15 protein-coding genes and 1 pseudogene are annotated in these 22837 nt (G+C 68.0%); 6 read left to right on the plus strand and 10 right to left on the minus strand.

The window, feature by feature from the left end; translation table 11 throughout:
• Positions 1-29: 29 nt before the first annotated feature.
• The 3 genes and pseudogenes from ACZ6DL_RS20580 (at position 30) to ACZ6DL_RS20590 (ending at position 4185) form a co-directional block, all read left to right on the plus strand.
• On the plus strand, positions 30-2372 hold the full coding sequence (locus ACZ6DL_RS20580; protein WP_466053202.1) for a SpoIIE family protein phosphatase: 2343 nt from the start codon (positions 30-32) through the stop codon (positions 2370-2372).
• A gap of 355 nt (positions 2373-2727) precedes the next feature.
• Complete coding sequence (locus ACZ6DL_RS20585; RefSeq protein ID WP_466053204.1) at positions 2728-3228, plus strand: helix-turn-helix domain-containing protein; 501 nt, start codon at positions 2728-2730, stop codon at positions 3226-3228.
• A 115-nt stretch (positions 3229-3343) separates the two neighbouring features.
• Positions 3344-4185: pseudogene (locus ACZ6DL_RS20590) on the plus strand (dienelactone hydrolase family protein).
• A gap of 71 nt (positions 4186-4256) precedes the next feature.
• On the opposite strand, the gene ACZ6DL_RS20595 reads toward ACZ6DL_RS20590, so the two are convergent.
• The gene (locus tag ACZ6DL_RS20595) at positions 4257-5372 is read right to left on the minus strand and encodes a hypothetical protein (RefSeq protein WP_466053206.1); all 1116 of its coding nucleotides are present in this window, start codon (positions 5370-5372) and stop codon (positions 4257-4259) included.
• Positions 5373-5661: 289 nt separating this feature from the next.
• Positions 5662-6039: a hypothetical protein gene (locus tag ACZ6DL_RS20600; RefSeq protein WP_466053208.1), complete on the minus strand. Its 378-nt coding sequence runs from the start codon at positions 6037-6039 to the stop codon at positions 5662-5664.
• Positions 6040-6387: 348 nt separating this feature from the next.
• On the opposite strand from ACZ6DL_RS20600, the gene ACZ6DL_RS20605 reads away from it, so the two are divergent.
• Positions 6388-7560 carry a type III polyketide synthase gene (locus ACZ6DL_RS20605; protein WP_466053210.1) on the plus strand — a complete coding sequence of 391 codons (1173 nt, stop codon included), beginning with the start codon at positions 6388-6390 and terminating at the stop codon, positions 7558-7560.
• A 76-nt stretch (positions 7561-7636) separates the two neighbouring features.
• Here ACZ6DL_RS20605 and ACZ6DL_RS20610 read toward each other — a convergent pair whose 3' ends face one another.
• From ACZ6DL_RS20610 to ACZ6DL_RS20620, 3 genes are read right to left on the minus strand one after another with little or no spacing between them, the layout of a single operon-like run.
• On the minus strand, positions 7637-8659 hold the full coding sequence (locus tag ACZ6DL_RS20610) for an alpha/beta fold hydrolase (protein ID WP_040871847.1): 1023 nt from the start codon (positions 8657-8659) through the stop codon (positions 7637-7639).
• A gap of 24 nt (positions 8660-8683) precedes the next feature.
• Entirely contained in the window at positions 8684-9175 is a 492-nt protein-coding gene (locus ACZ6DL_RS20615) for a DinB family protein (RefSeq protein WP_466053212.1), read from the minus strand.
• 25 nt (positions 9176-9200) lie between these two features.
• Entirely contained in the window at positions 9201-9827 is a 627-nt protein-coding gene (locus ACZ6DL_RS20620) for a class I SAM-dependent methyltransferase (protein ID WP_466053214.1), read from the minus strand.
• An 88-nt stretch (positions 9828-9915) separates the two neighbouring features.
• Here ACZ6DL_RS20620 and ACZ6DL_RS20625 point away from each other — a divergent pair, with 88 nt between their 5' ends.
• Entirely contained in the window at positions 9916-10497 is a 582-nt protein-coding gene (locus ACZ6DL_RS20625) for a helix-turn-helix domain-containing protein (RefSeq protein WP_040871850.1), read from the plus strand.
• A 161-nt stretch (positions 10498-10658) separates the two neighbouring features.
• Here ACZ6DL_RS20625 and ACZ6DL_RS20630 read toward each other — a convergent pair whose 3' ends face one another.
• On the minus strand, positions 10659-10964 hold the full coding sequence (locus ACZ6DL_RS20630) for a hypothetical protein (RefSeq protein ID WP_466053215.1): 306 nt from the start codon (positions 10962-10964) through the stop codon (positions 10659-10661).
• A gap of 348 nt (positions 10965-11312) precedes the next feature.
• Between ACZ6DL_RS20630 and ACZ6DL_RS20635 the strand changes: the two genes are divergently transcribed.
• Positions 11313-16778, plus strand: a complete 5466-nt coding sequence (locus tag ACZ6DL_RS20635) for an ATP-binding protein (protein WP_466053217.1) — start codon at positions 11313-11315, stop codon at positions 16776-16778.
• Between the two features lie 103 nt (positions 16779-16881).
• Here the strand turns inward: ACZ6DL_RS20635 and ACZ6DL_RS20640 are convergent, their stop codons facing one another.
• From ACZ6DL_RS20640 to ACZ6DL_RS20655, 4 genes are all read right to left on the minus strand, one after another.
• A complete protein-coding gene (locus ACZ6DL_RS20640; protein WP_466053219.1) occupies positions 16882-18120 on the minus strand; it encodes a vWA domain-containing protein in 1239 nt (412 codons plus the stop codon).
• Entirely contained in the window at positions 18117-19358 is a 1242-nt protein-coding gene (locus ACZ6DL_RS20645) for an AAA family ATPase (RefSeq protein ID WP_466053221.1), read from the minus strand. Before ACZ6DL_RS20645 ends, ACZ6DL_RS20640 begins: the two co-directional genes overlap by 4 nt.
• 60 nt (positions 19359-19418) lie before the next feature.
• A complete protein-coding gene (locus ACZ6DL_RS20650) occupies positions 19419-20810 on the minus strand; it encodes a hypothetical protein (protein WP_466053223.1) in 1392 nt (463 codons plus the stop codon).
• 458 nt (positions 20811-21268) lie between these two features.
• Positions 21269-22759 carry a glyceraldehyde-3-phosphate dehydrogenase gene (locus ACZ6DL_RS20655; RefSeq protein WP_466053225.1) on the minus strand — a complete coding sequence of 497 codons (1491 nt, stop codon included), beginning with the start codon at positions 22757-22759 and terminating at the stop codon, positions 21269-21271.
• Positions 22760-22837 lie beyond the last annotated feature (78 nt).

A 22837-nucleotide genomic window follows, 5' to 3' on the forward strand; every position in this document is an offset into this window, starting at 1 on the left:
ACTCGGACGCCACCGGCGCAGCAACCGCGATGACACCGAACGCAGACTCGGCCGCGGAGCCCACCGTCACCCGCCTCGCGGCCACCGTGGAGCGGTTGCGTACGGAGATTCAGCGCGCTCAGGCCACCGCCGACGGTCGAGCGCTGATCGAGATGGCGAAGGGCGTGCTGGTCGAGCGGCTACGGTGTGGGCCCGCCGCGGCGGCGCGGCAGCTCGACGCCCTGGCCGAGCAAGCGGGTGTCACCTCATTGGAGGTGGCCGTCGATCTGGTCAACCAAGCCGCGCAAGACAAAGTCAGCGCGGTGGTGGACGAGTTCCTGCTGCGTACCGCGACAGCGGAGAAGTCCTCGGCGGCGGTGCGATTGCGTACCGCGGAGAGCGGGTTGCTCGCGGCGGGCGACACCCAACGCGTCGCGCAATCGGTGCTCGAACACGCCTTGGCCCCGCTGGGTGCCACGGCAGTGGCTATCTGGTCGGCGGGCCTCGACGCATCGCTGTCCCTGGCCGGTTTCGCCGGCATCGACCTACCAGAGGCCGAGCGGTGGCGGTACGTGCCACCCGGGGTGGTGACCCCGGCGCGGCTGGCGCTGGTCGAACGCCGGGCGCAGTGGATCGAGGATCTTCGTGTATCGGGGATTCCGTCGATCGGTGACCGCGACGGCGGCCGGGCAGCGATCCCCGCCGGCACCGGCGGCAAGTTGATCGGCGTGCTGGAGGTGTGCTGGCCGCAGCCCCTCGAACCGCAGCCGCCTGGAGTACACCGGCAACTCGAGGCGCTGGCAGAGCTGTGCGCGCACACTCTGGAGTCGGACCTGTCCACCGCGGGTTCGCCGGTCCTGCCCGACGTCGCCGATCTCGTACTATTGGCCGACAGCCTGTTCGACCCGGCCCTGGTGCTGCTACCTCACCTCGACGGCGACGGCGCGCTCGCCGACTTCCGTATCCACCACGTCAACAGGTGCTTCATCGACCCGGCCGGCCGCCCACGCGGCCTGATCGACGGCACATTGCTGCTCGAGGTGTACCCGATGGCCGCGGGCGGGGGCCAGTTGTTCGAGCGGATCGAGCACGTCTTCGCTACCGGTGAGACCTACCGCGCCGAGCGGGTGATGTTGACCGAATTGGTCGGCCAGGTACCGCTGACCGTCCCGGTCGCGCTCAGCATCAGCCGTCACAGGGATGCCGTGCTCGTGGTGTGGCGCGTGGAGGACGAGACGGCGCGGCTGGCGGCGCTGCTGCAACACGCTCAGCGCCTAGGACGTGTCGGCGGGTTCGAGGAGAACGCGGCCACCGGCGAAATCACCTGGAGCAGCCAGCTGTACGCCCTCTACGGCCTGGAGCCTGCCGCCGACCCGATCCCGGTCGCGCAGCTGCCGAGTCACGTCCACGACGACGACTCGGAAGCGGTACGGGGATTCCTGCGAACCCTGCTGCGCTACCGTCGCTCGGCCTCCACGGCGTTCCGTCTGATCCGGCCGAACGGCGACGCCCGTCATATTCGGATCATCGCCGAACCGGTGGTCGACACGGCGGGACACCTGCTCGCCATCCGTGGCGCCTACCAGGACATCTCCGCCCAGCACTGGACCGAGGTCGCGCTGTCGGCCACCCAAGACCGCCTCGCGCACAGCGAACAGCAGGCCGCCGAACAGAGCAGGCTGGCGCTGCAACTCCAGCAGGCGATCATGCCCGCTGCGCAGCCGTCCATCGAGGCGTTCGGTCTGCGCATCGCGGTGCGCTACCAGCCCGCCGACCAGGACTATGTGGTGGGCGGCGACTGGTACGACGCGGTGACGCTGCCGTCCAAGCAGATCCTGGTGTCGGTCGGCGACATCACCGGCCACGGCATCAAGGCGGCCACCGGCATGGTCGTACTGCGCAACGCTCTGCGCGGCCTCGCGGCCACCGGCGCCAAGCCGGGGCAGATGCTGACCTGGTTGAACCTGGTGGCACATCACCTGACCGACGACATCTACGCCACCGCCATCTGCGGCCTCTACGACCCCCAGACTCGGATACTGCGATGGGCTCGTGCGGGTCACCTGCCGCCGGTGCTGGTGCGCGCCGGACGGGCGTCCGCCCTGCCTCCCCCTGACGGGATGCTGCTCGGCGCTGTGGCGGAGACGACGTACGAGGAAGCCGAACTCCAGCTGGAGCCGGACGACATCTTCCTGCTCTACACCGATGGGCTGATCGAGCGCCGCGACCGGCTCTTGGACGACTGTGTGGAGCGGTTGCTCGCCATGTCTGCCCAGTTCACCGGAAGCCTGGAAGACCGCCTGGACCATCTGCTCGATCACAGTGACGCCAACACGGACGACGACACCTGCGTGGTGGGCATTCAAGTGGGACCGGGCGACGGCACCGGGTGAGCGGCCGGTCAGCGTCGGCGGGTGTACGACACTCCCAGAAAATCTATCGTGGCGATAGTAGACATTCACCGTAGGTGCGGGTAATTTCTGTGGGGCGAACGAAGAAGTAAGTCTCGAGTGGCACGGGAGATGACGAACTGCCCGTGAAGGTGAAGACGGCGGGCGCGGCTGCGGGACTGTGACATTCGGCGGTCCCGCCGCCCGCCGGGCATTCAAGGTGAGATGCACGAAGAAATGAAGTACCCGTGAACAGAAAGGAGGAGTTGCCTACCGTCGCGTCGCCCACCGGCGTGTGTAGCTCGGGCGGCGACCGAAGCTCGGATACTTGTCGGAAGATGGTTAGTAATTCCCCTTAGTGCCCCGGTGCCATCAGGCACCGGGGCACTCGTCGCATGGAGGCACCACGATTTCTGAACCCACGACCGCGAACGAGAAGTTCGACGACGAGGACTACCCCGCCTACACGATGGGCCGCGCCGCGGACCTGCTCGGCACGACCCAGGCGTTCCTGCGCAGCCTGGACGAGGCGAAACTGATCACCCCGCAGCGATCCGCCGGTGGGCACCGCCGCTACTCCCGCTATCAGCTGCGCATCGCCGCGCGCGCCCGCGAACTCGTCGATCAGGGCACACCGCTCGAGTCGGCCTGCCGGATCATCATCCTCGAAGACCAGCTCACCGAAGCCCTGGAACGTAACGCGGCATCGAACCAGGACCGCGACGGACGCTTCGAACCGGAGACTGCACGATCAACAGCAGGCGCAAGCCTCGGGGACGCCGGCCCATCGCCACTGTCCAATGCCACGACAGTGGATATCGGCTCAGCACCGGCACACTCCCGCCCGCGCTGTCGATGACGAACTGCTCACGCTGATGCCTCGGTCGATGCGGAGCGTCGCGGGAACATTCGTCCTATAACCGGCGACGTCGGCCGGTCGATAGTGATGGTCCACTTTCGAGGAGGACCCCACCATGGCCGATGACACTCTCGACGACTTCCAGCGCGATGCCTTCACCTACGAAGGCAAGACCCGCACCCTGTTCCGCAAGGGCGCCGGACCCGCCGTGATCGTCATGGCGGAATTTCCCGGCATCTCGCCGCACATCTTCGACTTCGCGCGGCGAGTCGCGGCCATCGGGTGCACGGCGGTCGTTCCGCACCTGTACGGCACTCCCGGCCGAGATCCGAGTCCCGCCGCGCACGGACTCGCCTCGGCGCTGGCGAACGTTGCCGGACAGTTCGGCCCGATCTGCGTCAGCCGAGAGTTCGTCGTGCTCGCGACCGGACGTACCTCGCCGGTCGTGCAGTGGCTGCGAGCGCTGGCCGAGCACGAGCACCACCGCTGCGGCGGACCGGGCGTCGGCTCGGTCGGAATGTGCTTCACCGGCGGATTCGCACTGGCGATGGCGGTCGACGACCGATTGCTCGCACCTGTACTGTCCCAGCCCGGACTGCCCCTCGGACTCACCTCCCGGCAGAAGTACTCCATCGACCTGTCCCCGCCGACCTGGCCCGCGTCAAAGAGCGCTGCGCGGACGGATTGCCGGTCATGGGGTTGCGATTCCGCGGCGATCGTCGTTCGCCCGCCGAACGGTTCGAATTCCTGCGCGACCAACTCGGCGACGCGTTCACAGCCATCGAACTCGATGACGCCGACGCCAATCCCGATGCCGTGCTGAGCCCGCATTCGGTCCTGACCGAACATCTCATCGATGAACCCGGCCAGCCCACCCAGGCTGCGCTGCACCAGGTCCTGGACTTTCTCGGAGGGCGACTCCTGGCCGATCACCCACCGATCGGCCGGAACCCGTAGCGACGAACGCACCGCGCATGGTGCAGTCTCCGATCGAGGTTCGCCGAGAACATGGCAGCCGCTCGGGCGGGTCAGCCTACCGCCACCTCGGCGGCGTCAGCGGTCGCAACGGTCGCGGCAGCGGCCAACTCGGCCTCCTCGACGGTGCATCGGCCGAGACCGCATGCCGTCGCCACACCGTATGCGGTCCGGCCTGCGGCTGCTTCGAACATGGACAGGCTACGGATACTGTCTTGCGCTCCCTCCGGCGACACGACCCCTGCGATGACGCGCCAGTCCTTGTCCAGCCGGCGCAGCGGCCGGTAGAACGCCGGGTCCACCGGGGCCGGATGAGCACCGTAGGCACAGGGGATGTGCGCGGGCGGCAACGGCACCGCGCGAGCGCGCAGCTCGCGTGCGAGGGCGTTCAAGAGTTCGACCGCAGGCGCGAGATCACGCGGGGCGAGAAGCTCTTTGTGCCGGTAGTCGCCGTAGCAAAGGTGCACGATGGTCTGTGCGCCGATAGCGTGCGTCCGCGCGAGGAAGCCGGCCAACTGTCGTGCGACGAGACGGCCGATCGGCGCCCGCATACCGAACCGCGCCGCTTTCACCAGCGCGAGCTGAGCGATCGGCGACTCCACCTGCCAGGTGATCAGATCACCGTGATCCGCTGTGAGCTGGGCTATTTCGGCCAGCGCGGCCTCGACGAAGACCGGCAGGTTGCGCAGCGCGGGAGTCACCGTGCGAAGGTGACGCAGCGCGCGCCCGAGCGGGAGGCCGTCGGCCACCGCAGCGCCGCCGAACACGAAAAGGGCCAGGTCGAGCGGATTAGGTTGACTGATCTGCAATCTGGTGTCGGCCAGTTCGGGTTGCCTATCACGCAGTGCGCGGAAGGCGGTGACGGCCGCGGCGATGCGATCGACCCGGTCCATCGCCACGTGCCGGGGTTCGAGGACGGCGCCCCGGCGAATGCCGTAGACGCGCATGTCGGCGTAGTCGGCGAAGTCACCGCTGCGCACGACTTCGAAGACGTCGTCGTGTTTCTCCCGCGCGCGCAGGTACTCCACGACCCACGTGGGATCCAGATCCCGTGGAACGCCGGTAAGCCGGTGGCCTCGGCTGCGCTCGACGAACCATTCCAGCACCTCGCGGTCATCGGTCGTCAACGGTGCGGGCAAGCTGCCCACGAAGTGCACGAGTCGCGTCATCGCCTGTCCAACACGTAGTCCTCACAAACGGGCCGGCCGTCCGCTCCCGCTCGCGACCCCGATCCGTCGGTCATCGAGCAGCATAGGTCGATCGATAGCCAAAAGTTCGCCACTGTTGGGAATGCCGCGACAGCGAACTTCCTGTGAGCCGGTACGGCACAACGCCTCTCGAACCCCTGCTCGGCGTCGACCCGATCGCCGCCCCGAGGACCCATGCCGCCCTGATCCGGGCGGCGCCGCGACTACAACCGGCTCGGGTCAGCCGTGCAGGTGGTGACCGTCTCGGCTGTTATCCGGCAGGGTACGAGTCGAGCCACCAGACGTCGTGTGTAGTCCAGAGTGAACCGTGCCCGGACACACGCAAGCAGACGTTGTCGTGAAAACTCACCATCAAGCTCCCGTCGTCATCGACGGTGACGTCGTGAACGGTCAGGTTGAGTACATCGGCCAGGCGTAGCAGCCTGAGTTTTTCGTCGTCCTCTTCCCCTGAGCCCAGGACAGCGGGGTCCGGTATCACGGTGAAACTGCTATCGATGTAGAGGCGGACTTCCTGCGGAGATGCTCCGTCACGACCATCGGCGAATGTCACGTACGGCCACGCTTGCCGAATGCCGATTTCAACGACGAAGCGTTCGCGCAGGAGGGCGGGGGCATCGTCGCGGTTCATGACTGATCCTCGGCGGCTGTGAGGTCGATGTACTCCACGGTCCGGGTCGGCTGAATCAGAAAGAGCATCCAGGTCCTGTCTGTCGATGCAATGTGGTCGGTACGACGAGAATCTACGGTCCGTCGCGCGCGGCTACACCCGGGTTTCGAGACTCGGTCGCGGTGTTTGCCCGAATTCGGGCAAGTATGTGTAGATCGCGGACCGCGAGACGCTGAGCAGGCGAGCTACCGAAGAGAAGTTCCTCGGGGTGGGGATTCACATCCCTTGGGTGGGTAGTTGCCGCATATTTGCTCTCCGATGATTGGAGTGCACATCGCCGAAGCGTTCAAGTGAGGAAGAACGGGCTCTATGACATCTGCTCTCGACCAGGCACTTCTCACCCGCACCGCCGCGCAAGTGCGCGAGAACACCCCTATGTCGGCGCCACCGACGACGACCGTACCCGTCATCGAAGCGATTGCGACCGGTTCGCCCAGCCTGGTCCTAGACCAATCCGTCGCGGCGGAGTCGATGGCTGGGCAGTTCACCGATCAGCAGCAGCAGGACCGGACCAGACGCATCTTTCGCAACACCATGATCGACACCCGGAGATTCGCGGTCGACCCGCTGGATGCCCGCATCCACGCACCCAGTGGTGAAGCAGCGACGATCCAGGACCGTATGCGCCTGTTCTACCGCCATGCCGTTCCACTGGCGGTCGATGTGGCGCGGCGCGCGCTCGACGGTGTCGATCCGGCCGACGTCGGACTTCTCGTCTTCGCCACGAGCACCGGCGTCATCGCGCCCGGCGTTGACGTCGCGGTCGTCGAAGACCTCGGACTGCCTCGGTCGGTCGCTCGCCTGGTGGTCAACTTCATGGGCTGCGCGGCAGCGATGAACGGAATTCGCGCCGCCTCGGACTTCGTCCGGGCCAACCCGCACAAGAAGGCGATGGTCTTGTGCATCGAGCTCCACTCGGTGCATGCCGTCCCCGCCGAAGACGCCAACGACGCGGTGAGCGGCAGCCTGTTCGGGGACGGCTGCGGCGCGGTCGTCATCGGGGCGCACCGAGGCGACGAGCGGACCGAAGCCGGGACGATCGTCATCCGGGACCAATTCACTCATCTGTTCGAGGCCACCGAGGACGGCATCGCGGTCGCCGTCAACAACGACGGCATCACGTGTGAGCTGTCGAAGAACGTACCCCGGTACATCTACAACGGCGTTGCTCCCGTCGTCGAAGACGTTCTGCGCCGCAATGGATTGCGGCAGTCGGACATCGATGTGTGGGCAATCCACCCGGGCGGGCCGAAGATCTTGCTCGAATCCGCGCGATCGCTCGGCCTCCCGCCGGAAGCCTCGTCGGCGAGCTGGAAGGTTCTCGGTGAGTACGGAAACATGTCGAGCGTCTCGCTGATTTTCGTGCTCGAACGGATCTCCGCTCAGACCGGGGCCGACAAGCCGATCTCGGCAGGCATCGCGTTCTCGTTCGCGCCGGGGATCACGATCGAAGGATTCGTCTTCGACCTCGTTCGCCGGTGATCGTGCTGTCCGGCGGCCATCCATCGAAGGCACGGGGTGCTGTGTCCGGCACCCCGAGCCGGCGGTGGCGATGTCGTCAGTCGAGGAAGCGCTGCAGTTCCGCGGTGACGAACTCCGGGTTCTCCTCGACGAGCCAATGTCCCGCCCGCGGCACATCCACCGCTCGCACGATATTGGTCAGGCGCGGGGACACTGTCGCTCGGACCGCATCGAGTTGTCCTTGGGCGGTCATGAGAAGGGTGGGGACATGCGTCGGTGCTGCCGCCATGGTGTCGCGGACGTCTTCGTCGAGGGCTCGATACAGCTCGAAGCCACCCGACAGAGCCGCGGGTCTGCTGTAAGTACGTGCGAATTCGTCGATCTCGGCATCGGTGAAGGGGGCTCGCTCGGATGTGCCGCCGAATGCCGTTCCCTCGAAGGAGACTTGGGGGTAGAAGAGGGCCAGATACTCGCGGACGTCGTCGCCGACCACCGTTTCCGGGACCCTCCGCTGGGCGTGGAAGGCGAGATGCCAGCTCAGTGAGCGGTATGTGGGCGCATCGATCGCGGGTCCCGGCAGCGGCAGGTCGAGGTAGCCGAGGCGTGCGGTGTCGGCGGGGAATTGCGTGGCGTACTGGAATGCGACGGCGGCGCCGAAGTCATGGCCGATGACGCGGGCGTCGCGCACCCCGAGCCGGTCGGCGATGAGGGTGTGGATATATCGCGCGAGGGTGGCCTTGTCGTAGCCGGTCGGTGAGCCGGTGCTGTCGCCGAGTCCGGGGAGGTCGACGGCGTAGACGGTGTGGTGTTCGGCGAGTGCGGGCATGATGGGCCACCAGCCGTACCAGGTCTGTGGCCAGCCGTGGATGAGGATGACCGGCGTACCGCTACCGCCCGTCACATAGTGCATGCCGACTCCGTCGGCCTCGGCGAATTCGTGCCGGAAAGTGTCCTCGAACGCGGGGTCGCCGTGGGTGGCGGCAGCGTAGGGGGCGACGTCGGGGTCGGTCGTGACGCAGGCTGCCGCGCCCATCGTCATCCCGAGGGTGAGCGCGACGGTAGCGATCGCGCGCGCGGATCGGAGGAGGCAGTGCCTCGGCCACGGGGTCGCGGTGATCATGTGTTCCTTTTCCTGGAAAAGACGTCAGCGGCCGGTCGTGCCGTCGATCAGTTCGCGGAGAATGTCCGCGTGGCCCGCGTGGCGGCCGGTCTCCTCGATCATGTGGGTGAGTGCCCAGCGGAGGGTAGGAGCGGGACGGTCCGGTCGCGACCGTGGGACGGGTGCGCCGAGATCGGTGCATTCGTCGAGGATCTCGTTCGCACGCTCGACCGTGTCCCGGTAGCGGGCGACGACATCGGCCACGCTGTCGGCCGGTGCGGCCTGGAACGTCGCCTGCCAATCGGTGACCTCGTCCCCGAGGAACATGGAGCGCTCGACGACGGTCAGGTGATTCAGCAGGCCGAGCAGGTTCGTGCCCGACGGCACGGCGGCTGTTCGCACCCGTGGTTCGGGGGCGCCGTCGACCTTCGCTGCGATCGCGGCCCGCAGGTAGTCGAGGAATCCGCGCAGGATCTCGGCTTCGCTGCCTCCGGTCCGGGGCGGCGGGGTGTCGTGGCGTCGCCCGGTGGTTGGCACGCTGGTCTCCTTCGTTGGATGCGGGTCAGGCGGTGCGGCGAATGAGCAGGACGTGATCGGTGACCTCCGCAGTGCGCCCGTCCGGTCCGGTCGCGCTTCGCCGCGGTGCGTCGGCCCGCTCGACTCTCCAGCTCGCCCAGTCCAGCCCGATTCCCGCGGCGACCTCGTGCGGGGTCGGATACCGGAGGTCAGGGTCCTGGTTCCATGACCATGGCGCGGTCGAGCCGTGGTCGACCACCAGCAGTCGGCCGCCCGGACGCAGCGCGTGCGCGCCTGCGCGCAGGACGGTTGCCCGATCCAGGCCGAATGGGGTGTGCAGGTAGTGGGCGCAGATCAGGTCGAACGCGCCCCGCGGGAAGGACTCGCGCAGGTCATGCCGCTCGGCGGCGACGCGATCGCCCAGGTCGTGCGAGCACGCGAGGCCGATGAGTCGCTCGACCGCGACGGCCGAGATGTCTACGGCGGTGACGTGCCATCCGCGACGGGCCAGCCACAGTGCGTCGCCGCCTTCACCACATCCGAGGTCCAATGCGTCGCCGGGTGACAGACACGAGACCGTCTCGGCGAGAAGATCGTTCGGCCGGGGGTCGGCGGCGGCGGGCAGGTCGGCGTAGAGGCCGTTCCAGAACGTGACGGCGTCGGTGGTGCTCATTCGAGACTCCTTCTGTCGGAACACGGTCAGTCTCGGTAGCCACACCACGCATTGGCACGCACTCTTGCCGTTTCGGCAAGATGAGCTGATGGACCGCGAAACAAACGACGTGCTCGACGCGGTGGGGCCTCGGCTGCGCGCGTTGCGGCGCGACCGCGGAATCACCCTCGCCGATCTCGCCACGACGACCGGCGTATCGGAGAGCACGCTGTCCCGACTGGAGAGCGGGCAACGCCGGGCGACCCTCGAGTTACTGCTGCCGCTCGCTCGTACCTACAACGTTCCGCTCGACGACCTCGTCGGCGCCCCGCGCACCGGCGATCCCCGGATACACCTGAAACCGATCCGGCGTTTCGGGATGGTCTTCGTGCCGCTGTCGCGACGGCCGGGCGGAGTCCACGCGTTCAAGATGATCATCCCCGCGCGACCGGAACCGCTGGAACCGACACCGCAGACGCACGAAGGCTTCGAATGGCTGTATGTGCTCAACGGCCGCTTGCGGCTCGTGCTCGGCGAGCGCGACCTGACGCTGCCACCCGGTGAGGCGGCCGAATTCGATACTTCCTTGCCGCATTGGCTGGGCAGCGCCGACGGCGGCGCGGTCGAGCTTCTCATCCTGTTCGGTCTGCAAGGGGTGCGATCACACGTACGCGCCGACCCCGACCGGTGAACTCGACCACTTCTTTCGCCGGGGCACGAACACTCCGGGCGCACTCGACCATGCGCCGGATCGGCTCTCGGTAGTAATCAACGGGCCAGCCCAGCCGGGTAGCAGAAAGCGAATGGGCCTTGCCGGAAGCGGCAAGGCCCATTGGCCGAGCAGTCGACCGGCTATTGCGTCGGCGCGGGTCCGCATTCCTTGCCCATCACGTCGGGCAGGTGCGCCCATCCGGACGAGCAGCTCACTATCTCGCCGCCGTTCACCCGGAACGGCTGCGTGATCTCTCCGCTCATCGGTGCACCGTCGGACGCCGTGCACTCCAGAGCGGTCACCCTGCCCTCCCACACCGGCGAATGGGACGAACAGTTGTAGCTCCACATCTCCTGCGCGGAGACGGTGGGCGGACAGAACAACAGCGCCGCCGCCGCGGCGAAGAACGGGGGAAGACCCAGACGAACGAGGCGTGTGGCTTTCATGACGATCTCCTTGTCCTGGTTCCGTGCGATCTGAATCGGTAACCGTCCCGGACGGGCCGTCCGAGCGGTATCGAGCAGAAACTGCGTGGTTGCTCAGGAGAGAACGTGCACACTGCGGGAGGAACGCTACGCGGAGGTGGCGATGCCGGGTGCGGAATGCCGGTTGCTGTGATCATCCGGATATGACGGCTGCCCACCGGCGCCTCGAGCGGGCACTTCGAAACTCTACGTGCGGGTAACACCCGCACGCTGTGTAGATATCTGGGATAAAGGTGCACACTACGCGAGACCGGGGGTCGCACACCCCGCCCGACCGGGCCAACGCTTAGGAGAGGAAGGAACCGGCAAGTGTTCAGCCGCATTGCCATCGTGAACCGGGGCGAGGCCGCCATGCGCCTCATCCACGCCGTCCGAGATCTGGCTGCGGAGACCGCGCTGCCGATCGAAACCGTCGCCCTGCACACCGACGTCGACCGCCACGCGACGTTCGTGCGAGAAGCCGACATCGCCTACGACCTCGGCCCGGCATCCGAGCGCCCGTACCTGGACCTGAAGGCGCTCGAGCGTGCGCTGGTGGAGACCGGCGCCGACGCCGCCTGGGTCGGCTGGGGTTTCGTCGCGGAGGATCCGGCGTTCGCGGAGCTGTGCGAACAGATCGGTGTCACCTTCATCGGCCCCAGCCCGGAGGCGATGCGCAAGCTCGGCGACAAGATCGGCGCGAAGCTGATCGCCGAGGAGGTCGGCGTGCCGGTCGCGCCCTGGAGCCGCGGTCCGGTCGAGACCGTGGACGCCGCCTTGGCGTCCGCGGCCGAGATCGGCTACCCGCTGATGCTGAAGGCGACCGCCGGCGGCGGCGGACGCGGTATCCGGGTGATCACCGATGAGGCCGAACTCGTCGACGCCTATGAGCGCACTCGCCAGGAGGCCGCTCGGGCGTTCGGCAGTGGTGTGGTCTTCCTGGAGCGGCTCGTCACCGGCGCCCGGCATGTCGAGGTCCAGGTGATCGCCGACGGCCAGGGAACCGCGTGGGCGCTGGGTGTCCGCGACTGCTCGGTACAGCGGCGCAACCAGAAGATCATCGAGGAGTCGGCGTCACCGGTGCTGAGCCCCGAGCAGGCAGCCGAACTCAAAGCCTCGGCCGAGCGGCTGGCGATCGCGGTCGGTTACCGCGGAGCAGCGACCGTCGAATTCCTCTACCACCCCGGTGACGATCTCTTCGCGTTCCTCGAGGTCAACACCCGCCTGCAGGTCGAGCATCCGATCACGGAATACACCACTGGTTTCGACCTCGTCCGGGCGCAACTGCTGGTGGCCTCAGGAGGAAGGCTCGAGGGCGAACCCCCGGTCGAGCGCGGGCACGCCATCGAGGCCCGGCTCAACGCCGAAGACCCCGACCGCGACTTCGCCCCCGCCCCGGGCCGCATCGCGCGCCTGAACCTGCCCGCCGGTCCGGGTATCCGCGTCGACACCGGCGTCAGCGAGGGCGACACGATTCCCGCCGACTTCGACTCGATGATCGCCAAGATCATCGCCTACGGCCGCGACCGTGACGAAGCGCTGGGCAGGCTGCGCCGGGCGGTGGCGCAGACCCGGGTGGTCATCGAAGGCGGCGCGACGAACAAGAGCTTCGTGCTCGACCTGCTCAACCAGCCCGAGGTGATCGACGCCAGCGCCGACACCGGCTGGATCGACCGCGTCCGCGGCGAGGGTCGCCTCGTCTCGCATCGCCACTCGGCCGTCGCGCTCGCGGCCGCCGCCATCGAGGCCTACGAGGAGGAAGAGCGGGTTCAGCGGCACCGGTTGCTGTCCACCGCGTCCGGTGGACGTCCCCAGGTACAGCACGAGAGCGGTAGGCCGCTCGACCTGAAACTGCGCGGCGCGAGCTACCGCGTGCGCGTCGCGCGTATCGGTGCCCATCGGTTCCGCATCGGCATCGAGGCCTGTGGCGAAATCCGCACGGCCGACGTCGACCTCGAGCGCTTCGATCGGCACACCGGGCAGATCGTGGTGAACGGCGCCCGCTACCGCTTGACCATCGGCACACACGGGCCGATCCACCTGATCGACGTCGACGGTGTGACGCATCGGATCAGCCGCGACGAAGGCGGTGTCGTCCGCTCCCCCGCACCCGCCCTGGTCGTCGCCACGCCGCTGGAGGTCGGCGCCGAGGTCGAGGCGGGCGCGCCGGTGCTCGTGCTGGAGAGCATGAAGATGGAAACGGTGCTGCGCGCGCCGTTCCGCGCTCGCCTGAAGGAGTGCGGCGTCTCCGTCGGCACCCAGGTGGAGACCGGTGCGCCGTTGCTGCGGCTGGAGCCGATCGCCGAGGACGACGAGGCCGAGGCCCCCGCGGCGACCGAGTCCGTGGAACTGGACCTGCCCGGCGAGCCCGGGCAGGTCGAGCCGCACGAGCGCACCACCCGCGGTCAGCAGGACCTGCGCAGTCTGCTGCTCGGCTTCGACGTCGACCCGCACGACGACCGCCGGGTGCTCGACGAATACCTCACCGCGCGCCGGGCTGCCATCGCGGACAACCGAAGGCCGCTGGCCGAGGAGCTCGAGCTGGTGCAGGTCTTCGCCGACCTCGCCGAACTGACCCACAACCGGTCGTGGGACGAGGACGGCGGCCAGGGCCATGTCCACAGTGCCCGCGAATACTTCCACACCTATCTGCAGAGTCTCGACGTCGAACGGGCCGGGTTGCCCGAGTCCTACCAGGCCAAGCTCGCCCTGGCGCTCGGGCACTACGGGATCACCGATCTGGAGCGCACCCCCGACCTCGAAGCCGCGGTCTTCCGGATCTTCCTCGCCCAGCAACGCCCGTCCGACACCGCCGCGGTCATCACCACACTGCTGCGCGAGTGGCTGCGGGAGCCGGTTCCGGACCGGGCGCTGCGCGAGCCCGTCGGTCTCGTGCTGGAGCGGCTCGTGGCCACGACGCAGGTGCGCTTCCCCGTGATCGCCGATCTCACCCGCGGCCTGGTGTTCGCCTGGTACGGCCAGCCCCTGCTGCGGCGTAATCGCGCCCGCGTGTACACCAACGTCCGCAGGCACCTGCGTCACCTGGACGCGCACCCGAATTCCCCCGATCGCGCCGAGCGCATCTCCGACATGGTGCGCAGCACCGAACCGCTGGTGCGACTGCTCGGCCAGCGACTGGAACGCGGCTACCCCGATCACACCGTCATGCTGGAGGTGCTGACCCGCCGGTACTACGGCAACAAGGGACTCACCGGCGTGCACACCCACGAGGTGGGCGGCTGCACATTCGTGATCGCCGAGCGAGCGGGCTCGAGCCTGGTGTCCACCGCGGTGAGCTTCGACGCGCTCGACACCGCGCTGCGCGGGCTCACCGAACTGGCCGCGGGCGCCGCGTCCATCGACGCCGACATCTACCTCAGCTGGGAGAAGCAGCCCGGCGACTTCGACGCGATGGCGGCGGCGCTGCACGAGGTCATCGGCACCCACCAGTGGCCGAGCCAGGTGCACCGCATCACCGCCACGGTCGCGGGTAGCGGCGGCGCGGTGATGCACCACCACTTCACCTTCCGCCCGTCCGCCACCGGCATGGCCGAGGAGCGGCTGATCCGCGGCCTGCATCCCTACATCGCGCAGCGGATGCAGCTGGAGCGGCTGCGCAAGTTCGACCTCACCAGGCTGCCGTCCTCGGACGACGACGAGATCTACCTGTTCCGGTGCGTCGCGAAGGAGAACCCGGCCGACGATCGTCTCATCGCGTTCGCGCAGGTGCGTGACCTGGCGGCGCTGCGCGAGCACGACGGCAGGCTGCTCGCGCTGCCCACGGCCGAGAGCACCATCGCCACCTGCGTCGACTCGATCCGCCGGGCACAGTCACAGCGGCCGTCGGCGAAACGCTTCAACACCAACCGCATCGTGATGTACATCTGGCCGCCGATCGACGTCACCCGGGCCGAACTGCAGACCATCGGCGGACACGTGCTGCCCACCGCCGCGGGTGCTGGGCTGGAGGAGATCCTGCTCATCGCGCGGCAGCGGGACCCGGGCACCGGCGAGCTGACCAAGATCGCCGTCCGTATCTCGTTCGGCGCCACCGGCAGCACCGAGGTGACCGTCGGCGAGCCCACCGACGAGCCTGTCGAGCCGCTGGACGAGTATCGGCAGAAGGTGCTGCGGGCTAGCAGCCGCAACACCGTGTACCCCTACGAACTGACCGGTCTGCTCGGTGATTTCGCCGAGTACGACCTCGACGAGAACCACACGCTGGTACCGGTCGACCGGCCCAAGGGACGCAACACCGCGGCCCTCGTCGCGGGCGTGGTGACCACGCCGACCGAGCGGCATCCGCAGGGCGTCACGCGGGTCGCACTGCTCGGTGATCCGACGAAGTCGCTGGGCGCGCTGTCGGAGCCGGAGTGCCGCCGCGTGATCGCCGCGCTGGACCTCGCCGAACGGATGCAGGTGCCGTTGGAGTGGTACGCGCTGTCCTCCGGCGCGCGGATCTCGATGCGGTCCGGCACGGAGAACATGGACTGGGTGGCGGCGGCGCTCAAGCGCATCGTCGAGTTCACCCAGGACGGCGGCGAGATCAACATCGTGGTGGCGGGCATCAACGTCGGCGCGCAGCCGTACTGGAACGCCGAGGCGACGATGCTCATGCACACCAAGGGCATCCTGGTGATGACGCCGGACTCCGCGATGGTGCTCACCGGCAAGCAGGCGCTCGACTTCTCCGGCGGTGTGTCGGCCGAGGACAACTTCGGCATCGGCGGCTACGACCGGGTGATGGGCCCCAACGGGCAGGCGCAGTACTGGGCGCCGAACCTGACCGCCGCGCGGGACGTGCTGATGTCGCACTACGACCACACCTACGTCGCACCCGGCGAGCAGGCGCCGCGGCGAGCGCGGACCAGCGACCCCATCGATCGCGATGTCTCCGACTTCCCGCACGTCGCGGCGGACAGCGACTTCGCGACCGTCGGGGAGATCTTCTCCGCCGCGAAGAACCGGGACCGCAAGAAGCCGTTCGATATCCGGACCGTGATGCGGGCCCTGTCCGACCAGGACCACCCGGTGCTGGAGCGGTGGGCGGGCATGGCCGACGCCGAGACCGCGGTGGTGCAGGACGCGCATGTCGGTGGCATCCCGGTGTGCCTGCTGGGCATCGAGTCGCGGGGTGTGCCGCGACGCGGCTTCCCGTCCACCGACGGCCCGGACACCTACACCGCGGGCACGCTGTTCCCACGGTCGTCGAAGAAGGCCGCGCGGGCGATCAACGCGGCCAGTGGTAATCGACCGCTGGTCGTGCTGGCAAACCTGTCCGGCTTCGACGGCTCGCCCGAATCGATGCGGAAGCTGCAGCTCGAGTACGGTGCCGAGATCGGGCGCGCGATCGTGAACTTCCGCGGCCCCATCGTGTTCTGCGTGATCTCCCGGTATCACGGCGGCGCGTTCGTGGTGTTCTCGAAGGCGCTGAACCCGAACATGACCGTGCTCGCACTGGAGGGCTCCTTCGCCTCGGTGCTCGGTGGCGCTCCGGCCGCCGCGGTGGTGTTCGCCGGCGAGGTCGACACCCGCACCGCGGCCGATCCGCGGGTGCGGGACCTGGAAGCGCGTGCCGCGAACGCATCCGGCACCGAGCGCGCGTCCTTGACCGCGGAACTCGACGAGATCCGGTCGTCCGTCCGGACCGAGAAGCTCGCCGATGTGGCCGCGGAATTCGACCGCGTGCACGATATCCGGCGCGCTGTCGAGGTGGGTTCGGTCGACGCCGTCATCCGCGCCTCCGAACTGCGCCCGCGCATCATCGAGGCCATCGAGGCGCGCCTGGCCGGGTGATCCGATCGCCGTGGCCGTACGTCCGGCGAGTCCCCACCGCGAGCGGTGACGACTTGCCGGACGTACGGCCATTTCGGTCAGGAAGACCCGCATCAGCGGGCACCTACCCGATATCGACTACCCGAGCCCATGCGGGCGGCGCGTCGGGAACGTAATCGGGATCCTGTTCGCGCCACGAAGTGTCGTTCTGCCGCCGGAACATGCCCACCACCGTCCGGCATGGTGGCCGTCTGGCCGGCCAGGGTGTCTGGCCGTCGGTCAGGATCACGAGGGCATCGGGCCGGGGTTGGGTTCGCAGGGCTTTGGCGATCCCGGTGCGCAGGTCCGTGCCTCCGCCGCCCACCAGCGGTATTCGCTCGGCACGACACAGCGGGTGCACGATCCTGGCCGCCGCGTCACACGGCAGCACGGTGACCAGGTCGCGGCGGCCGCCCACGGCACGGGAGATAGCCGCTACTTCGAGCAGCGCGCTGCCCAGTTCGGTGTCACTGACCGACCCGGATGTGTCGATGAGCACCGAGACCCGAGGTGGCGTTCGCCGCAGACTCGGCAGCACCACGCCGGGCACCCCGGCCGAGCGCCGCGCCGGCCTGCCATAGGTGTAGTCCTCGCCCGCACCGGCGCCGCAGACCGCTGAGCGGACCGCCGCTCCGAGCAGATCGCGCCATGGCTGTGGCGGGTGGAAGGCCTCTGCCGCCCAGCGCTGCCATGCTTTGGACGCGTTCCCCGGACGGCCGATGATGCCCTGCGCCACCTGGAACCGGACGGCGTCTCGTTCCTGTTCGCTCAGGCCGTCGGCACCGTCGGGCCCCAGCTCCCACTCGCGTTCCAATCCGTCGGCGCCGCTACCGCAGTCGAGCCAAGCTATGCCCTGCGTATCCGGCCCGAGCCGGAACCTGCGCAGGTAGTCCTCCATGAGCTCCCCCTCGGGCAACCCCAACGACGCGGGCGTGACAGCGTCGCCGGGCCGGGCCAGCCCGTCGCCGAATGCGTCGTCGTTGATTTCGCAGTCCGCGGCGATGTTCATCCGCAATCGTTCCGCCGGGCCGGTCAGCTCGTGTTGCCGGGCGAATCGGTCACTGCGACCGTGATGGTCGCGCAGCAGATGCGACACCTCGTGCACCCACACGGCGGCCAAATCCTCCACCGAAGTCAGGTCCACGAAGGCCGGCGAAACGTAGCACCGCCAGTGCCGGTCGACGCCCATCGTCGGTACTCGTCGCGACTCGACGACGCGCAGTGCGAACAGAGCGGTCGCCAGATACGGCCGCACTCTGGCGGCGTGCAATCGGGCGGCGAAGAGCTTGTCGCGGTCCAGTGTCCCCGGCGCGTTCGCGATCATCGGCCTGCCCTCGCGGCGACGCGGCCGGCTGCCCGATCCGCTTCCCGGGACACCGACACCACTCCGGCGAGTTCCTCGATCGCCGCGGGCACCTCCCAGTCGTCTCGGCGCAGCGTGGCGAGAGTGGTTGCGGGAACGACGATCAGATCCGGGGCGCCGGTTGCCGAAGCCTTGACCAACAGCGCCCATGCCGCATCCCAGCGGGACTTCTCCGGGCGTTTACGGACTGCCGCCACAACGCCGTCGAGAACGGCCTGGCGCAGATCCCCTCGGTCGGGCAATGCGGCGCCCGCCGGATCGGCGAGCAGCGCCTCCGGGTCCGGGAGGTCCATCCGGTCCAGGCCGGCCAGCAGTTCGAAGCCCGGCCCATCTCCCACGGTGCCCCGGACCAGCAGGGAAAGCACATCCCGGGACGAACCGGCCGCGGTGGCGAACGCGATCAGCCACAGCGTCATCTCCCAGCTTCGAGGCGACGGCCAAGGACCACCCCGGCGGGTTTCCGTGCTGGGGATCTGATGCACGAGAGCGGGACGAGCCGCGAGGAGCGTACACACCGCGCGGCGGGCGAAAGCCACTGCCTCGCCCAACTTCTCCGGAGCCAACCGCGGCAGTGTCGCGTGCGGCCAGGTCCCGCCGAGGCCGCGGACGACGACGTCGTGATCGTGCATCCATTGCAGATGCACGAACCGGTTGGCCAGCGGCGGGCTCAGCTCCCAGCCGTCGGCCGCCGAGGATCGCGGGTTGGCCGCGGCCACGATCCGGACACCCGGGGGCAGTTGGACGGCGCCGATCCGCCGCTCCAGGACCAGCCGGAGCAGAGCGGCTTGCACGGCGGGCGGCGCGGTGGACAGCTCGTCGAGGAACAGCAGCCCGCGGCCGGCCCGGACGAGCCGTACGGCCCAGTCCGGCGGAGCCATCGGGACTCCCTGTTCGGCGGGATCGTCTCCGATGACGGGCAGGCCCGAGAAGTCCGACGGCTCATGCACACTCGCGATGACCGTGGTCAGCGGAAGGTCCAGGTCGGTGGCGAGCTGGGTCAGGGCCGCGGTCTTCCCGATCCCCGGTTCACCCCACAGGAGAACCGGCAGGTCGGCGGCCACGGCCAGCGCCAGGGCCTCCAGCTGGGTGTCGGAGCGTGGTTCCGTGGTTACCTCGCGCAGCCGGGTCAGCAACTCCTCGGCGACGTCGAGTTGGGAGGGGTGAGCCGGATCGGCGGACGTGCGGACAGCAGAAAGCATGTGATCACCTCGAGGGTCGGTGGAGCGAGTCGAGTGGACCTGGGGACGGAGGTCGCGAGGTCAGTGGAAGGTCGCGTGGCGCGGACGCGCACGGCGATCGCGTGGACGGCGAACCGGGGGAATGCGGCCGATTCCGGGCTCGGACAGGCCTGCCCGGAACAGTCCGTAGGTGATTCGCCGTCGCGCGGATGCTTCGAGTTCGCCGCGCAGAGCACCGTCGCGTAGTAATGCGTCGGGACCGAGCAGTCCCTCCACGATGGCCAGCGCGCCGCTGGTATCGCCATGGTCCAAACGTTCACGGACGCCTGCCAGGCAATCCGGATGACGGTGCGCCTCATCGATGGCTTGCAGGCAAGGCAACGGAGTGCCGGTCAGGGCGACCAGCAGTTCCTCTCGCCGGATCTCGGCCTGATCGTGGTCCAGCGCGGCCAAAACACCGTCGACCAGCCCGATCCGGTGCTGTTCCCCCTTGCACTGCACGATGCGCGGCGGACCTGCCCGCTCCGGGACGCGGGGCGGATCGCTCGGCGAGTAGTCGGATACCAGTGCCGCGGCGACCAGCGGATGCAGCCGATCGACCGCTATCGAGCCGGTACGGATCAGTTCCAGATCAGGCAGCACCCAGGTCGCCGCGTCGGGCAGGACCGGCAGCGCGGAGACGCCGCCGACCGGGTATCCCGACGCGATCCGCATCACGGGCGGCCCGCCGCCTTCGCCGGTGTCCAGGTCCAGAACCAGCCGCCGTCCGCCGCCGAACCGTACGACGAAAGTACTGCTGGGCCGTCCCTCGGCGTGGCGCAGAATCTCCGCCTCGGCCGCCCATCGGTCGACGGCGCAGCGGCGGACCTGCGGCACCGTGGCAAGCAACTGGGAGTCCAGCGTCGGGCGGTTGTCGGCGGGCCACTCGGCACCGGACCGGACCCGCAGCTCATCGACTCTGCGCGCGTCCCACAGATGGCGATGGAGATCCAGGCGGAAACGGCGGTCGGGACGAGGATGCGGATGCGGGCCGGTGCCGGTCCCGTCCCAGAGCGCGAGGCTGATTCGCTGACCGGCATCCGCCCACGCGGGCGCGGTCCGAACGACGAGGTGCACGGGACGTGCGCCGCCGCGCTGGTCCGGTGCCGCGTCGTACCGCGCCAAGGCGATGGTCAGACCCGGTCGCAGCAAGCCGTCAGGGGCCACCCTCGGCAGATGCCAGCGCAACAGGTCAGGAGCCAGATGGCGCAGATCGGCCCGAATTCGAGCCGCCAGTTCGTGCCCGTGGCTACGCGCCACCGACCGCAGGGTGAAATCGACATCGAAGCCTGCCGCGGCGCACGCGCCCGCCCAGTCCCCCACCCGACGGCGGGCGGCAGCAGACTCGATCATGGAGGGCGGCACGGCGAATTCACGCACACGCTGCCAGAAGGAAAGGCGGGAGTCGTCCTCATTCGCGATGTGAGTGAGCATCAGCACTCACCTTGCACGAATGGAACCCCCAATCTTTGAACAGAATGAGTGATCATCGCGTCGATCGTACAGTCCCTTACCGATACCGGCCAACCGAGGGAGTCTCGGCGGCAGCTTCACCGAGTCGACCCAATCGTTTCACCCTTGCTCAACACCTCCGAAACATGCTGTAACAGTTGGTGATTGGCAGCACCCGGGTGAACCTCGCACAGCCAGAAGCGATCCCCGGTGAGCCCGAGGCCGTGCGCGGCGGCCATTCACCAGGGCGGTCGCCGCCGCCGCGGCCGCGGTCGCCGCCGGTAGCCTCGCGGTCGCGTGTACCGCGAGCACCCCGAACGACTCGGATTCCGCCTCGACGCCGACTTCCCGGTGGACGACGGCATCCACCTCACTTCGACGATCGCGGCCGGCTCCTCGCCGACGGAAGCGCAACCGCCCCACAGTCTCGGCTGCGCGACTTACCGCGCGTCCGTCGCAGTCAGCACACGTGAGTCGGTGGCGTTGTCCAGCCGCGCGGCGACCCTCGGGTAGGTCGGATACTCGATGCCCGAGATGTACTGCACCGTCCGTACGACCTGGCACGAGTAGCCGAATTCGTTGTCGTACCAGACATACAGGATCGCGGTGTCGTCCTCGACGATCGTGGCATTGGCATCGATGATCGATGCTGCGCGCGATCCGATGAAGTCACTGGAGACGACGTCCGTGGCGGCGGTGTAATCGAGGTTCCGGCTCAACGGCCCGGCAAGGGAAACCTGACGCAGGTACTCGAGCACATCGCTTTTCGTCGTCTTGCGCTCCAGCTGCAAGTTCAGGATCGCGACCGATACATCAGGGGTGGGGACACGAATCGAGTTGCCGGTGATCTTGGCCTTGAAGTCCGGCATCGCCTTCGCGACCGCGGACGCGGCACCGGTTTCGGTGAGCACGAGATTGAACGGCGCGGACCGGCCGCGACGGTCCGCCTTGTGGTAATTGTCCAGGAGGTTCTGGTCGTTGGTGAACGAGTGAACCGTCTCGACGTGCCCGCGGATGATGCCGTACTCGTCATCCATGGCCTTGAGCGGCGGAACAATCGCGTTTGTCGTGCACGAGGCGCACGAGAAGATCCGCTGCGACAGGTCCAGGCCGCGGTGGTTCACGCCGTGCACGATATTCGGAACGTCGCCCTTGCCGGGTGCGGTGAGAACAACTTTCGCGATGCCGGGGCGCAGATGCTGCGACAGCCCGTCACGATCACGCCACCTGCCGGTGTTGTCGATCAGGATCGCGTCGTTTATCCCGTACGCGGTGTAGTCGATCGTCGTCGGATCATCGCTGTAGATGAATTTGATCACGTTCCCGTTCGCGGTGATCGTGTCATTGCCGGTATCGACCTTGATCGTGCCGTTGAAGTGGCCGTGAACCGAATCCCTGCGAAGCAGCGACGCGCGCTTGGCCAGATCGTCGTCGCCTCCCTTGCGAACCACCACGGCACGCAGGTTCAAACCGTTACCCGATCCGGCCTTCTCGATGAGCAGGCGCGTGACCAGGCGACCGATGCGGCCGAAGCCGTAGAGGACGACGTCCCTGGGGCCTGGCGACTGAGCCTTGTTGCCGTTGGTCACTTCGGCCAGCACCGCCGCGGTGAATTCGCGGATCGACAGTCCGCGATCGTCGGTGCGATAGGTCATGACCAACTGACCGATATCGATTTTGCAGGGGCCCAGATCCAGATCGCTGAGTACTTGCAGGAAGGGAAGGGTCTGGTCCACCGACAACTCTTCGCCTTCGATCTGCCTCGCGAAGCGGTGCGTCCGCAGGATGCTGATCACCGACTTGTTCACCAGTGACCGGCTGTGCAGCAGGATCGTCACCCCTTTGCGCCGATACAACGTGCCGATGATGGGAATCATCGCCTCGGCGGCGGCTTCCTGGGCGTTCCAGCGGTCAAGTTGTTCGGTAGTCAACGCAGTCCTCGGATTCCTCGATATTCTCGCCGTATCGATGCTAGTGAGGGCCGCGATATCACTGCGATCGGATACCCA

It is taken from the genome of Nocardia sp. NPDC041819 (genome assembly GCF_055590505.1).

Bases quoted from the DNA above. Each gene is read 5' to 3' on its own strand.
- ACZ6DL_RS20630 (WP_466053215.1), bottom strand. From the start codon at position 10,964: ATGAAAGCCACACGCCTCGTTCGTCTGGGTCTTCCCCCGTTCTTCGCC.
- ACZ6DL_RS20605 (WP_466053210.1), top strand. From the start codon at position 6,388: ATGACATCTGCTCTCGACCAGGCACTTCTCACCCGCACCGCCGCGCAA.
- ACZ6DL_RS20620 (WP_466053214.1), bottom strand. From the start codon at position 9,827: ATGAGCACCACCGACGCCGTCACGTTCTGGAACGGCCTCTACGCCGAC.
- ACZ6DL_RS20580 (WP_466053202.1), top strand. From the start codon at position 30: ATGACACCGAACGCAGACTCGGCCGCGGAGCCCACCGTCACCCGCCTC.
- ACZ6DL_RS20640 (WP_466053219.1), bottom strand. From the start codon at position 18,120: ATGATCGCGAACGCGCCGGGGACACTGGACCGCGACAAGCTCTTCGCC.
- ACZ6DL_RS20600 (WP_466053208.1), bottom strand. From the start codon at position 6,039: ATGAACCGCGACGATGCCCCCGCCCTCCTGCGCGAACGCTTCGTCGTT.
- ACZ6DL_RS20595 (WP_466053206.1), bottom strand. From the start codon at position 5,372: ATGACGCGACTCGTGCACTTCGTGGGCAGCTTGCCCGCACCGTTGACG.
- ACZ6DL_RS20625 (WP_040871850.1), top strand. From the start codon at position 9,916: ATGGACCGCGAAACAAACGACGTGCTCGACGCGGTGGGGCCTCGGCTG.
- ACZ6DL_RS20645 (WP_466053221.1), bottom strand. From the start codon at position 19,358: ATGCTTTCTGCTGTCCGCACGTCCGCCGATCCGGCTCACCCCTCCCAA.
- ACZ6DL_RS20610 (WP_040871847.1), bottom strand. From the start codon at position 8,659: ATGATCACCGCGACCCCGTGGCCGAGGCACTGCCTCCTCCGATCCGCG.
- ACZ6DL_RS20650 (WP_466053223.1), bottom strand. From the start codon at position 20,810: ATGCTCACTCACATCGCGAATGAGGACGACTCCCGCCTTTCCTTCTGG.